The sequence below is a fragment of the Flavilitoribacter nigricans DSM 23189 = NBRC 102662 genome (assembly GCF_002646595.1).
Lineage (GTDB): Bacteria > Bacteroidota > Bacteroidia > Chitinophagales > Saprospiraceae > Flavilitoribacter > Flavilitoribacter nigricans.
In genome coordinates, this window is the sequence record NZ_PDUD01000018.1 from 72,407 (window position 1) to 86,364 (window position 13,958).

A 13,958-nucleotide genomic window follows, 5' to 3' on the forward strand; every position below is an offset into this window, starting at 1 on the left:
TCGGCGCTGGCCTTCCATCCCATCGTTTGACGGAGAAAGGCTGAGCTTGGCCTAATTTTCCAGTGTTGTAGGTGATTCCTGCAATAGTCGCAATAATACGCCATTTGTCCATCCAAAGCCATCCTGGACCGGATATTCTCCACCGCCGGCTTCCAGGCTCATATCGAGTACATTGTATTTCTCGACCATTTTTCCGGTATGCTTATAGACCCGTACATTGAGATCCACCCAGCGTTCTTTAATGGTATCGGCGAGGTCATTCCGGCCGTAATTCCGTAAGCCTTTGATGGTGATCCACTGCAGGGGTGCCCAACCGTTGGGCGCATCCCATTGCTGACCGGTATTGGTGAGGGTGCTCACCACGCCGCCTGGTTTCAGAAAATCCGACTGTACGATCTGGGCTACCTGCTCGGCCATTTCCGGTTCGGCCATACCGAAGAACAGCGGGTACAGACCGGCGAGGGAAGGCGTGGCGGTAAAGGCGTCTTTTACAAAATTATAGTCCATAAAAAATCCCAGCTCGGGGTTCCAGCAATACCGGATCAGGTTGTCCCGTCGTTGCTGGGCGCGCTGGGCGAAGAGATCGGCTTCGTCCTGCTGCCCGTTCTCGGCGTAAGCCTGTTGCAATTGCAGCTCCAGGTTGTAGAGCAGTGCATTCAGATCCACGGGAATGATCTCGGTAGTCTGGATCGTATTCAGGGTTTGCCCGTCGGCGAGCCAGCGACTGCTGAAATCCCAGCCCGACTCGCAGGCTGCCCGCAGGTCGGAATAGATCTCCTGGGGTGTTCTTTGCTCGTTTTCTTTGGCGGTTTCCACATCGTCCCGGTACATTTCAGCCCGTGGACGTTCGCCCTCATCCCAATAGCGGTTGAGGATACTGCCGTCTTTGAGCCGCACTACGTGTTTGCGGGCCGGATTGGCATTGGAAACGTCTTCCATGCCGTTCATCCAGAAAGCGTATTCTTTTTCCAGAGCCGGCAAATAATTCACCCGTACGGATGGTCCTTTTTCCCCGGCGAGCAGGTCCACCATGGCGGCAAAAAAAGGCGGCTGGGACCGGGTCAGAAAGTAGGTGCGGTTGCCGTTGGGAATAAAGCCGATGGTATCGATCAGATAGGCAAAATTGTCGATCATATTTTCGATCATGTCCACCTTGCCGGCGCTTTGCAGTCCCAGCATGGTGAAATAACTATCCCAGTAGTAGATCTCTCCGAAGCGGCCGCCGGGCACGATATAGGAGTTGGGCAATGGGATGAGCGTCCCCGGTTCTACATCATCCGGTTCGCGGGTAAGTACCGGCCACAGGGCGTTGATGTGTTCGGCGGCGCTGCGGCTGGTATCGGCCTTAAAATTGGTGCTGTATTGGTGGGGCAGCTCAAAATGTTCCAGGACGAAAGCTTCCAGGTCAAAATCTGCTTCCTGCTTTGCCTCCTGGTAGTCGGCTACGATTTTAGTTGGTGCCATCTTTGGGCTGCAGTCTACAAAAGTTTTTCCGTCGGGAAATACGGCGGCCATCTGCACGTCGACGAATAATTCACCGTAGAGTGCTTCGGGCGACTGGAGTCCCGTCAGCGGTGCTGAGGTATCCGGTGCTACATTTTGCCGGCAGGCCGTAAAAAAGAGAATGAACAAAAAGCCATAGATAATACGCATAATCGAAATTTTGAATTATGGGCTTAGCAACTAAACGTCGGGTTAAGGTGTTAACATGGCTTATTCCCTTCCGGGAAAAAACGCCGTTCTGTTTCTGGTCTGATCCGACCAAAGGTACACATCAAAACAATATTCCATGGGGAAAATGGTAAAAATCACACTTTTGCTGGCGAGTACATTGACCGTGATGGCCGGCGCGGCCATTGCCCCGGCATTGCCGACGATCAGCGTGCATTTTGCCGAGGTTCCCCGGGTCGACTTACTGACCAAACTGCTGCTTACCCTGCCGGCGCTTTTCATTGCGCTCTTTTCCCCGGTGATCGGTTATCTGCTGGACCGTTTCGGGAAAATGAGCATATTCCAGGCGAGTATGCTGTTGTACATCGTGGCGGGCTCGGCCGGTTTTGTGCTTTCCAGCCTGCCGCTGCTGCTGGTAAGCCGAGCGTTGCTGGGCATCGCCGTAGCGGGAGTGATGACCACCGCGGTCACCCTGGCGGGAGATTATTTCGAAGGAGAAGAACGGAATAAATTTCTTGGTACCCAGGCGGCGGTGATGGCATTCGGAGGCACGGTATTTGTTACTTTTTCCGGTCTGCTGGCCGATTTCGGTTGGCGCTTTCCCTTCCTGATCTATACCCTGGCGCTTCCCGTTTTGATTTTGGTTCGATTCTATCTGACCGAACCCGAAGTTTCGGATGAGCAAAAGCAGGATGCTCTAAATGGCAATAAAAGCCTGGGAGATAAAGTTCCGGCCCTGATCCTCATCTACGCGACGGCTTTTCTGGGCATGGTAGCCTTTTATCTCATTCCCGTACAATCACCCTTTCTGCTTAAGGAGATCGGCGCCGAGCGACCTTCCATGCAGAGTGTGGGCCTGGTGCTGGCCACCATTATGGCGGCCCTCATGGCGCAGAACTACGCCAGATTGCTCCGGTTCTTAGGCTATCGGGGTATTTTTGCCTTCTGTTTCGGTATTATGGCAGTGGGTTTTATCATAACGGCTACGGCCGGGCAGTACTACCAGGCGGTGATCGGTCTTTTTCTCGCCGGCGGCGGTGCCGGACTACTGATGCCCAACTCCAATACCTGGCTCATGCAACTGTCTCCGCCCAGTATGCGCGGGCGTTTCATGGGGGCTATGACTATGGCTATCTTTCTCGGACAATTTTTTTCCCCGGTATTTTTCCAACCTCTGGTGCGAATTCAGGGTTTACAAGGTGCGCACCTCACCGGAGGGCTCTTCTTACTGGGTATGGCGGTCCTGTACGTGATTAACGGGATCTACCAGGCCAGAAAATGATCTGCGGATAACCTGTCGAAAATCATCGCATTTGGTGATGATGATGGTTTTGGCGAAAGGAAATAATCGGTAAATTTACAGGAAGTGCATGCGCAATCCCTAACTATAAACTGTACTTAAATTGGTTGGCTTCCCCACCAATTTGACGTCGGTATAAAAAACTTCCTCTTATGAAAAACACCATCCAAAGACCGGGAAAATCGGAAGTTGTTCTTTTTCATACTCATTATGATGCCAACGATTCCTTTGACCAATTCCTGGACGTTTTGTTCTACCGGGAAATGAAGTATTTTGCCAGTGATCTGCTCGAAAAGGGGCTGAGCCCGGATGAGATCCAACAGGCCGTCAGCCGGGCCATGCTGGTCGGTAAAACGGCCGGCCTCAATCTCCGACAGCATTTTACCATTGTCTACACCCAATACCGGGGCGGTCTCATGAAGGATTGTAAATTGTCCAAACTGGGTTACGCCATGGTTTTGCTCAATGCAAGTGCCAGCAGCCCGATGGTGGCTAACTGGCAAATGCAGGTCCTGGACCATTTCTTTCAAAGTGAAAATGATACCCTGAATCACTGATCAGCGAAAATCACCGAAAATAATTTTCGCAGTCGCTTTCCCGGATTCTTTGGGGAGGGACGCACAGGTTTGTTGTACACAACGACGAATAACGTTGTGGATACAGCCTTTAGCCGGTGCGCTAACTTCACAGCGCATCATGCAATCTACGGCAAAGCTCGGCATACCCTCTTTAATAGAACGATCGCCTTCGATCAGCGGGATACTAACGGAAGAAACGGTAGTACCATTCGTAAAGCGACCGAGAATGGTATAATAAGTGCCAGCCTCATCTTCAGCTTCCACCAAGGCGGCTTCCGTAACCCAGGCGGAGGCATTTTCCGCAATGGCTAAAACGAAAGCATCGAGACTTTCTTCAGAATGGATAGCGTAATCCTGACCCTGATAAGTTACAGAGAGATCAAAAGGAAGGGTAGGGGACGTGACCAGGTCCTTTTCCTGCCAGGTGAAGGATACAAAGACCACACTGACAAAGAGCAAGAGCAGCAAAATGTTTTTCATACCGTCTAGAGTTTTAAAGGTTAACGCGTTATTTATCAGTAGATAAAATAGGTCGAAAACCTTCAAATGTCCCGGAAAAAACTAGGGTTTAACGGGGTTTTAATACTTCCTTTCCGCTATTTCCCTCCAGCTTATGCCCTCTTAACATTTCTTTACAGGCTTTTCCTCGATAGCTGAATGCGCCCGAAATTGTGATCGACCTGATTGCTGCTCACAATTAGAGGCTGATTTAATTATTCCCTACCTTCCAGCCAGGCTCCTAGGGAGGATTGCGCTAATGGCTCTACGGCCAGATTGGGGAAAGCCGATTTGATCTTTTGGTGCTCCATAGTTTCCGGGGCACTGATCACCAAAGTGCGGATGCCCGGATCATCGGCGGAATCCAACAGGCGTTTTATACCCGTTGCTGGTGGAGCCGCCTTATCCAGCTTTTCAACAAATGTCTTCTGAGGGTGGATCCCAAGCAGATAGTTGTTCTGTTCTCCAGCGACGACATAGATCAGCAGTACTTCATCCTCAAGATAAGCCTGAATCTCCTCTAGCGATCTGGGAGGTTGGCGGGAGGATAGTACTGCGTTGGCCAATTGCGCCGCAGCAAGTGGAGAAAGCAGTTCTTCCTTTTCTCGTTCCAATTGTTGCAGATCCGTCCGCCAGCCCTGGACTTTATCCGAATTGGCGCTTCCGGTTTTCTGCATTTCGTTCCGGATCTGTTCCCGGTAGAATTGAATGTTGATCTCCAGGTCATTAAAGCGCCCCTGCAACGTGTCGGGCAGCGTAGCGATCTCAGACCTTAAGGTAGAAATGGCTGCTTCTTCTTTTTGCGCCATCCGGGCGCGCTCGGAAACTTGGAAGAGCGGTTGTAGGCTCCTGGGTTCCGCTGCGCTTTCGTGGCGCCAAAAAGCAACATCGGCGGACCGTTCGTAAACCGGAAAGGTGTCCTGTGCAAAAAGGACCGCGCTACCCGCAAAATGCTCCCGACGTAGCCGCTCCGCCAGTTTGATGGCCTGCAGATGGTGCTCCAGGGCCGAATTTAGGCGGGACTTATCTTCGGGCTTAGCTTTCGACAGTTCAATCAGCGCCAGCCCCTTATCTCGCAACAGTTTAAGAGAATCCAGATTGCTAACGTTGCCGACCGGTAGGCGGAAGGCAGCGTCGTAATAACTCAGTGCCTGCTCAAAATCGCCCTGCATCGCAAAAATGGTACCCATGTGCCGGAACTTTTTGGCCATCAGCGGGTGATCGGCCCGACCCATTTCCTCATAGGCGGTAATGGATTGTTGCATATAACGGATGGCATCATCGTAGCGGCCCAGGCTGCGGTAGGCATGACTGAGGTTGTGCCAGGTGAATTCCTGGTGGTAGGGTTCCGTTTGGTGGATGGCCTCGGCTTCCTGGAGCACCTGCAGCGCATTATCGGCCTGCCCGGCTTCCAAATAGGCCAGGGCCAAATTATTGCTGCCGTCAATCAATCGCTTGACCACCTCCTGGGAAGCAGATTGCTCCAGCAGTTTCAGATTTTTGGAACCGTATTCGATCGCCTTCTGCAGTTCTCCCTGGCGCATCCGGACGATGCAGAGGTTGTTCAGCACATTGGCTATACTGAGGGCCTCCGCATTCTCCGCATTTTCCAGGATTCCCAGGGATCTTTCGTAGTATTGGGCCGCCCGCCCCCAATCAGACCGGTCCTCGTAGAGATCGGCCAGATTGTTGAGATAGGAAGCAAAGAGATAATCCGGCTCCGTGTAGGCAATCGTCAATAGTTGGTAATTCAGCGCCAATTCGTATTGCTCCAGCTGCCGGTAAGCGACTCCGTACAGATTATACAATTCACCCCAACGGGCATCCCCCTGGGAGAGAGCAAGTTGCTGCATGCGTTTTTCCGCCCGTTTCAGATCCGGCGGTATCTCCATCCATCGGGCCAGTTTGACCCGGTTGTTGGCATTGAGTAGCAGACAGGAGACCAGCGTTTCCGATCGGTCCAGATTTTCCAGGATGGGTATGGCTTTTTCCATATACACCAGAGAACTGTCCCAGCTTCCGTAAACATAATGGAAAACTTCCGCTTTGGTCTGGTAAGCACCGGCCAGCGCTTCCGACCTTTCGTCAAGCTGGGGTGCGGCTACCGCAATGACTTCGTTCAGTGGGCCAAGCATTTTATCCAAATTGCCCCCGTAGAAATGATAGGTCGCCAGGGCTACGCCTCCGGCGGCGAAGGCTTCCCACGCTTCCGATTCCCGGTATAAAGCCTGTAATTGCTGCCGGATCCGGATGGCGGAATCCAGGGCTGGGGTTTCGGCGAGGCTGTCGGCGCGGGCTTCCCAGGTTGGGGCGGTTTTTAGAGTTATGGGGCTGGTACTTTGTGCTGTAAGTAATATTGGCAATGATAGTATCAATTGAAAATGAAGAGTTTTTAAAAAGTGGATCATGACAAAATTTGATTAAAGAATAGAGTGCAGATTTTCAATTCACAATAGGATAAAGTTATACGGTTTTTAGCACGATGATTTTACTCTAATTTCTATTGAGATTTTTCGACGCTTCAACTCACAGCTATTTTACTTTTATAATCTTTGATTTTATGAGGAGTTATCTTCCTTAATTTTTAGTTTGGCTTTTTTTACTTTTAGATCAGCATCTATTTTTTTTAATTTATCTGCAGACACAATCGAAAATTGCTCTAATATAAATATGCCGTGGTTTTCTACTTGCTGTTTATATGTTGCCTTACCTTCGGGATATGGAATATTTTTAAATGTTACATATCCAATAGTTTCCGTATGGATATCCTCAGATGGAATATTGTATAAGAAAAAATCAGCAGGGCAACCTGATCTAACTTGTGTATATTCAGGGTCTTTAAATGGCACAATTACTTCAATTACCCCTTCAAAATAAATATATAACTTTTCAATATTTGGTTCTTTTGGCCATTTCCAGTTTATTGTTCGAATTGTGACGTCAATATGAGGATCGGCAGCAGTGATATTTGTAACTTCTATAGGTGCTTTTTTCCAATTTATACTTGGCATAAGTTTTGAATATTATGGTTAAATTCAAATGAAATTTTCTACACTTAAGATTTGGGGAAGTATCAGATTGTTGGAATAAAAGGAATCAACTGCCATTGCTGCGAATCAGTACCATTGTCATTCCAGGTTCCTATTCCATTTCCATTGCTAACACTTTTTCTTGCATCCCAAACCTGATCATCTTGCTTAAAGGGGGAGCGAATGGTAATAAAAGGATTTGTACCTTCATCCCACCAACAAATGTTCCATAAGAAGTTATTATCTATTTCATTCGTGGTGTTAGAAAGCTTGGGATCCTTCAATTGAAGGTATTCATTTTCACCATTGTAAACTATGGCCTTATTAACAAAAGCTGAATATATTAGCAATCCCGCTGATTTTAAAATAAAATTATTTTCGGTTGATGATGGTACATGAAAGGATATTTGCCATTGAAAAGCGGCTTCAGTCTGATCAAATTTACCAAGACTAACTGCGAAGTTACTATTGGCATTTGGGTCTACGCATATGGAAAGCGTTCGGTTTGATTTGTTTGCAATTCTAAAGATCATATTGTATCGTCTTGAATAGTTAACAAAAAATAGAAAATCAATTAAATTTCGTTTTTATAAAATAGTTTGAGTGTTTCTTTGTATGATTCCAAATTATCGACAAAGCAATATTAGGAAGCTATTCATTTATATGTAAGGACAAGTTTTAACAATTGTTTTTTATTATGAAGATGTTATTTTTTTTTCTTTTATAAACTATTGTTGTGTAGTGATTTACAATTTTTTTTCATAAAAATATTGTTTCAAAAAAATCAACATCTTTCAAATAAAAAAAATAGCTTTTTATATATCTATCAATAACAATTTATATCAAACCTTTTTAATTTTGCAAGGCGGGCTTAAAAGTGTTCTCTTCATAACATTTCTCTAGTCAAAGTCCTATTGTCTGATCTGTAAGAGTTATGTAGTATGAATATTTTTAAAATTTGCATGCCACGGACTTATTTTTAAAAACTCAAAAACCATGAGCCAACCCGCCGTAGAATGGGACTTTATTCTCAACACCCTCATCGACGGGAAGTGTATCCTGCTGATCGGTCCCCATGTCGCGCGCTTATCCCCCGAGCAACCGTTTTTGGATGGCTTATACGAGTCGCTGGATATTGCCAATAATCCGCACATCGCCTCCTTCTACGAAAAGGAGGACTTTTTTTTATTCGGTAGTCCCCAGGCCAAGACCAGAGTGTATTATCAGATCAAGGATTATTACAAAAAGAACGCCCCCCCGCCGGCACTGTACGAAAAGCTGGCCCGGCTGCCTTTTAAAATGTGGATCAATGCGACACCCGATCGCTTTTTGAACGATGCGCTCGATGATTTGGAGATCCCCTACGAGTTCGAATATTTCGATAAAAGTAAGGCCCGGACCGATATCCCGGAACCGTCCACGGCGCGGCCGGTGGTCTATAACCTGACCGGTGTATTGGAAGAGGAAGAGTCACTGATCCTGACGCACAGCGATCTGTACCAGTTTCTGGAGGCCGTACTGGCCCGGCAGCAGATCCCAGGGCGACTCATGAACGCCTGCCTGAGTGCACATAGTGTTATTTTCCTGGGTTTCAATTTCGATAAATGGCACGTGCAGCTGATGCTGCGCCTGCTGCGGATGCACGACGAAGCCGGCCGGCACGTCCGCTACGCTACCGATCAGAAATTTAATGCCGATACCTTGTCCGTTTGTAAGGATCAGTTTCAGATCGAGTTCATCAATGAAGATATCGAAGGTTTCGTCGGGGAATTATATCGCCGTTGCGAAGAGGAAGGTGCCTTGCGGGAACCGGGAGAGAAACAGGAAAGTCCGGCCAATCAGATCCGCATGCTAATCGCCGAGGATGAGCTGGAAGAGGCACTGGATCGCGCCCGCGAATATTTCGAAGGCAGAGACGAAGACCTGATGATGGAAACCCTCGGGATCATCAGCCGGTTTAACCGCCTGAAAAAACGCATGCGCCAGGGCGTACTCGACGAACGGGATGCGGATGTACAAATGGCCAAAGTCCGCCAGGCGATCCTGGAACTAACCAATGAGATGTGAAAATGACCTGCCAGATTTCACCAATCTGGCAGGTCTCGATCCCACAACTCCATCAATTTATTTTATAACCCATTTCACCCATCCATGCAATACCGCTATCCCGGAGCCAGACCCTTTACCGACGAAGACCAGGAGTTGTTCTTCGGCCGGGATCGCGATATTGACGATCTCACCCGGCTCCTGCTGCGTGAAAAACTGGCGGTACTGTACGCCCGCTCGGGGCTGGGCAAAAGTTCCCTGTTACAGGCCGGCATCGTTCCCCGTTTGCTGTCGGAAGGAAGCTACGAGCCCTACAGTTTTCGATTCGGTACCTGGCAGGAAGGCCGGGAAAGCCGACCGGTCCAGCTGACGGTTGATCGCCTCGGATTGGGGGCCGGGCCCTTTTACCTGGACAAACTGATCCCCAACGAAGATTCCCTTTGGTACCACTGCAAGCGGCTGCAACTGCAGAGTCGGCAAAACCGGCTGATCTGGTTGTTCGACCAGTTCGAGGAGATATTTACTTACAATACCGCTGCAGTAGCCCAGTTTGGCGACCAGCTTTCCGACCTGTTGTACCAGCAGATCCCATCCCGCTTCCGGGACGCACTCGAAGAACAAGCGGATCTGCTTACCCAGGAGGAAATGGACCAGTTGTACGAACCCTTAGAGGTACACGCCCTGTTTTCCATACGGGCGGATCGATTGAGCCTGCTCGATCAACTTTCCGGCATTTTGCCCGCTATTTTGCACCAGCGCTACGAATTGAAACCGCTTTACCGGCTGCAGGCCGAAGATGCCATCCTCAATCCGGCTTACAGTCGCCTACCGGGTTTTGCCACTCCGCCGTTCGATTATACGGATGAGGCACTGGATTATATCCTGGAGTATCTGACCGAAGGGGGCACCGAAACGATCGAGTCTTTTCAGTTGCAGATCATTTGCCAGTACGCCGAACAGCAGATATCCGGACCGGAAACCGGTAAACTTATTGCCGTATCGGATCTGGGCGACTTAGGGAATATTTTTAAAAACTATTATGATGGCCGTATCGGCCGATTATCCACTCCCGAGGACCAACTGGCGGCCAGAAAACTGATCGAGGAAGGACTGATCTTCGAAGATGACGAGCGAAGACTCAGCCTGTACGAAGGGCAGATCGAACGGGATTTCGGAGTATCTTCCGCATTGCTGAAAGAACTGGTGGATACCCACCTGCTGCGCTCCGAATCCGATCCGCGGGGCGGCTTTGTGTACGAATTGAGCCACGATACGCTGGTGGCTCCCATCCTGCAGGCCAAACAGCGCCGTCGGCTTCGGGAAGAAGAGGTCCGCCGAAAAGCGGAACTGGAAGAACAGGCCCGGTTGCTGGCCGAAGAACGGAGGAAACGGCGCAAAGCTATTTTGATTGGTATCGGTGGTGTTGCCCTGGCTTTGATTGCCTTCATAGCGATGGTGGTAGCGTTTCATCAGCGATCCCAGGCTAAGGCCAGCCAGCTACTGGCCGAGCAAAACCGGGAAAAGGCGGAACGATCAGATGAGATTGCTCAAATCAAAGCGACCGAAGCGGAGGATTCCCGAGCGCTGGCGGTAAGCCGGGCAAATGAAGCCGAAACCGCCCGGCAAACGGCGCTGGCGGCAGAAAAAGAAACGGCGCTACAACTGGCCCGGCTCCAGGCCGCCAACCGTCAACGGGTAGCCAAGAAGCTGGAAGAGGCGCAGGAACTGATCAATCAACTACAATTCGCACGGATTATACCCCTGTTGCAGGATGCCAGAGAGCTAAGGGTAAATCCGGAGGATACCCGCAAAGCCTATCTGGAGTTGATCTTTTTTTATACGGAAGCCGGCCGGGCCACTTCAGCTTATCAATTGTGGCAGGAAATAGCGGCAAACCGGTCGACGACGGCGGTTGGTACAGATACTTTAGGGTACCTCAGCAAGCAGTTAACGGCTGTGATGCCCGCAGCGTGGTCAAAAACCATTCGGGATAAATATTACCCTCGTCTAATCTCTGTACAGGGAGGGAGCTTCATCATGGGATCATCCAAAGCTAACCGGTCCGATATCTTACCGGAGCACGAAGTCCAACTTGACGATTTTAGTATGGGAGCGACGGAAGTAAGCGTTTTGCAGTACTATTTATATTGTGCCCGGACTGTCCAGGAAATGCCCGACGTGCCCGGTTTACAATTGCTGGGGGATCATCCCATTACCGGAGTGAGTTGGGCCGATGCGGAGCAATATTGTACGTGGCTGGGTGAACAGACCGGCCGGCCGATCCGCTTGCCAACGGAAGCGGAGTGGGAATACGTGGCCCGAAAAGGAAATTATACCGGCAATCTCGGTTCCGTAGCCTGGTTCGAAGAGAATAGCCAAGGGCGGCTCCATCCGGTCGCTCGTAAAGAACCTAATGCCCTTGGGTTCTACGATCTGCTGGGAAATGCCCAGGAATGGTGCAGCGATTGGTATGAGGCCGTCTACTATACCGGTAGCCCGCTCCTTAATCCGAAAGGTCCCGAAAATGGCATCCGGAAAGTACTGAGAGGGGGATCCTGGGAGGATACACTGGGTAATATACAACCCGTGATCAGAAATAAGAATATACCCGGCATTCGCAGTGATAAGAATGGTTTTAGAATAGTGGAAGAATAAATGGGTTCTTCCACTATTCTAATAACCAATACGCTTACACATCCTTCATAGACAACTGGATCCGCCCGCGTTTGCGATCAATCTCCATCACCCGGACCTGGACTTCCTGATTGAGACTAACCACCTCCGCCGGATTTTTGACGAATCGGTTGGCCAGTTGGGAGATATGGACCAAACCACTTTCCTTGATCCCGATATCTACAAAAGCACCAAAATTGGTGATGTTGTTGACGATACCCGGTACGACCATGCCTTCATTTAGGTCATCGATCGTTTTGATGTTGGCAAACTGAAAGGACTTGGCCTCTCCCCGGGGGTCGAGTCCCGGTTTTTCCAGTTCTTTCATGATGTCCTTCAGGGTGGGCAGACCCACTGTTTCGGTGGTGTAACGGTTCAGGTTGACTGATTTCCGTAGCTGGGCATCATCGATCAGGCGCTGTACTGTTACGCCCAGATCTTTAGCCATCTGCTCCACGATCGGATAGCTTTCCGGGTGGACGGCGGTATTGTCCAATGGATTTTTTCCTTCCCGGATGCGGAGAAAACCGGCACTCTGCTCGTAGGCCTTTTCACCCATGCGCGCTACTTTCAGCAGAGCTTTCCGGGATTGGAAGGCGCCGTTTTGCGTACGGTACTCCACAATGTTCTGGGCTAGGGTAGGGCCGAGGCCGGAGACGTAGGTCAACAGGTGTTTACTGGCGGTATTGATGTTGATGCCGATGCTGTTCACGCAACTTTCCACCACCTGGGTCAGACTTTCCCGGAGCTGTGGTTGGTTGACATCGTGCTGGTACTGCCCGACACCGATGGATTTCGGATCGATCTTTACCAGTTCGGCCAGCGGGTCCATCAACCGGCGACCGATGGAAACGGCTCCCCGCACCGTGATGTCTTTATCCGGAAATTCCTCCCGGGCTACATCCGATGCGGAATAAATGGAAGCTCCCGCCTCGTTAACCAAAAACACCTCTACCCGTTTGCCGAAATCGATCTTCTGGCACAGGGCCATGGTCTCCCGACCGGCCGTACCGTTACCGATGGCAATAGCGTCGATCTGGAAGCGGTTCACGAGTTGTTCCAGCGTTCTACAGGCGCCGTATTCGTCCGATTGGGGAGGATGGGGATAGATGGTGTCATTTTGCAGCAGGTCGCCGCTATCATCGAGGCAAACCACTTTACAGCCGGTTCGAAAGCCGGGGTCGATACCCAGTACGCGTTTTTGGCCCAGCGGTGCCGACAGCAGTAATTGCCGGAGATTCAGCGCAAACACTTCGATGGCTTCCTGATCGGCTTCGGATTTGGAAGATTGACGGAATTCCGTCTCGATGGACGGTGCCAATAGTCGCTTATAGGCATCCGCAATGGCCGTTTTAACCTGTTGGGTGGCGGGGCCGTAACCTTTTAGGAATAGCTTTTCGAGTCCATAGAGACTTTGCTCTTCTTCCGGCTCAATGATCACCCGCAAAATTCCTTCGGACTCCCCGCGACGGATAGCAAGCATCCGGTGGGAGGGGCACTTTTTTAGCGGTTCTTGGTAATCGAAATAATCGCGGTATTTTGCGCCTTCTTCCTCTTTGCCCCGGGCTACTTTACAGGTGATCATGGCTTCTCGGGCGAAAGACCGGCGGACCTTATTCCGGGCTTTTTCGTCCTCGTTGATCCATTCGGCCATGATGTCCCGGGCGCCCTGAAGGGCTTCTTCAGTATCCGCAACTTCGTCGTTAAGGAAGGACTGCGCCAGTTGTTCTACGTTTTGTTTCTCCTGTTGGAATAAGATCTCCGCCAGCGGTTCCAGGCCTTTTTCCTTGGCCATGGTGCCCCGCGTCCGGCGTTTGGGTTTGTAGGGAAGATAGATGTCCTCCAGTTCGGTGGCATCGTAGCAGTTCAGGATACGCTTCTTTAGGTTGTCGGTTAATTTTCCCTGATCTTCAATCGTTTGTAGAATAGTTTCTCTTCTTTTTTCCAGATCCGCCAGCCGGCGTCCTTCTTTTTCGATCGCGGCGATCTGCGTTTCATCCAGCGATCCGGTCGCTTCTTTCCGATAGCGCGCAATGAAAGGGATGGTCGCTCCGCCATCTAACAGAGATAATGTGCCGGCCACTTTTTTAGTGGGCAATTTAAGCTGGTCGGCGATCAGGTTGATATGTTGTTGTTTACTCATAAATGAATGTCCTTGCTGGC

General features: G+C 50.0%; 10 protein-coding genes. 4 read left to right on the forward strand and 6 right to left on the reverse strand.

Annotation, left to right across the window (positions count from 1 at the left end; translation table 11 throughout):
- Nucleotides 1-51: 51 nt before the first annotated feature.
- Complete coding sequence (gene treF, locus CRP01_RS11460) at nt 52-1,653, reverse strand: alpha,alpha-trehalase TreF (protein WP_099150184.1); 1,602 nt, start codon at nt 1,651-1,653, stop codon at nt 52-54.
- 136 nt (nt 1,654-1,789) lie between these two features.
- Here treF and CRP01_RS11465 point away from each other — a divergent pair, with 136 nt between their 5' ends.
- A complete protein-coding gene (locus CRP01_RS11465; protein WP_099150185.1) occupies nt 1,790-2,953 on the forward strand; it encodes an MFS transporter in 1,164 nt (387 codons plus the stop codon).
- 170 nt (nt 2,954-3,123) lie between these two features.
- A complete protein-coding gene (locus CRP01_RS11470) occupies nt 3,124-3,528 on the forward strand; it encodes a hypothetical protein (protein WP_099150186.1) in 405 nt (134 codons plus the stop codon).
- Here CRP01_RS11470 and CRP01_RS11475 read toward each other — a convergent pair whose 3' ends face one another.
- The 4 genes from CRP01_RS11475 to CRP01_RS41870 form a co-directional block, all read right to left on the reverse strand.
- Complete coding sequence (locus CRP01_RS11475) at nt 3,529-4,029, reverse strand: hypothetical protein (RefSeq protein WP_099150187.1); 501 nt, start codon at nt 4,027-4,029, stop codon at nt 3,529-3,531. It lies immediately after the preceding gene.
- A gap of 233 nt (nt 4,030-4,262) precedes the next feature.
- A complete protein-coding gene (locus CRP01_RS11480; protein ID WP_170110332.1) occupies nt 4,263-6,410 on the reverse strand; it encodes a tetratricopeptide repeat protein in 2,148 nt (715 codons plus the stop codon).
- A 195-nt stretch (nt 6,411-6,605) separates the two neighbouring features.
- A complete protein-coding gene (locus CRP01_RS11485) occupies nt 6,606-7,058 on the reverse strand; it encodes a hypothetical protein (protein WP_099150189.1) in 453 nt (150 codons plus the stop codon).
- A gap of 62 nt (nt 7,059-7,120) precedes the next feature.
- Entirely contained in the window at nt 7,121-7,609 is a 489-nt protein-coding gene (locus tag CRP01_RS41870) for a hypothetical protein (RefSeq protein ID WP_143473354.1), read from the reverse strand.
- Between the two features lie 463 nt (nt 7,610-8,072).
- Here CRP01_RS41870 and CRP01_RS11495 point away from each other — a divergent pair, with 463 nt between their 5' ends.
- Together CRP01_RS11495 and CRP01_RS11500 are read left to right on the forward strand one after the other, a co-directional pair.
- Nucleotides 8,073-9,143 (forward strand): SIR2 family protein, encoded by a 1,071-nt coding sequence (locus CRP01_RS11495; protein WP_099150191.1) that lies wholly within the window; start codon nt 8,073-8,075, stop codon nt 9,141-9,143.
- Between the two features lie 84 nt (nt 9,144-9,227).
- Nucleotides 9,228-11,777, forward strand: a complete 2,550-nt coding sequence (locus CRP01_RS11500; protein ID WP_099150192.1) for a formylglycine-generating enzyme family protein — start codon at nt 9,228-9,230, stop codon at nt 11,775-11,777.
- 34 nt (nt 11,778-11,811) lie between these two features.
- Here the strand turns inward: CRP01_RS11500 and CRP01_RS11505 are convergent, their stop codons facing one another.
- Nucleotides 11,812-13,938, reverse strand: coding sequence for a Tex family protein (locus CRP01_RS11505; protein ID WP_099150193.1), 2,127 nt, complete (start codon nt 13,936-13,938; stop codon nt 11,812-11,814).
- Nucleotides 13,939-13,958 lie beyond the last annotated feature (20 nt).

Bases quoted from the DNA above. Each gene is read 5' to 3' on its own strand.
- CRP01_RS11500 (WP_099150192.1), top strand. From the start codon at position 9,228: ATGCAATACCGCTATCCCGGAGCCAGACCCTTTACCGACGAAGACCAG.
- CRP01_RS11470 (WP_099150186.1), top strand. From the start codon at position 3,124: ATGAAAAACACCATCCAAAGACCGGGAAAATCGGAAGTTGTTCTTTTT.
- CRP01_RS11505 (WP_099150193.1), bottom strand. From the start codon at position 13,938: ATGAGTAAACAACAACATATCAACCTGATCGCCGACCAGCTTAAATTG.
- CRP01_RS41870 (WP_143473354.1), bottom strand. From the start codon at position 7,609: ATGATCTTTAGAATTGCAAACAAATCAAACCGAACGCTTTCCATATGC.
- treF (WP_099150184.1), bottom strand. From the start codon at position 1,653: ATGCGTATTATCTATGGCTTTTTGTTCATTCTCTTTTTTACGGCCTGC.
- CRP01_RS11495 (WP_099150191.1), top strand. From the start codon at position 8,073: ATGAGCCAACCCGCCGTAGAATGGGACTTTATTCTCAACACCCTCATC.
- CRP01_RS11485 (WP_099150189.1), bottom strand. From the start codon at position 7,058: ATGCCAAGTATAAATTGGAAAAAAGCACCTATAGAAGTTACAAATATC.
- CRP01_RS11475 (WP_099150187.1), bottom strand. From the start codon at position 4,029: ATGAAAAACATTTTGCTGCTCTTGCTCTTTGTCAGTGTGGTCTTTGTA.
- CRP01_RS11465 (WP_099150185.1), top strand. From the start codon at position 1,790: ATGGGGAAAATGGTAAAAATCACACTTTTGCTGGCGAGTACATTGACC.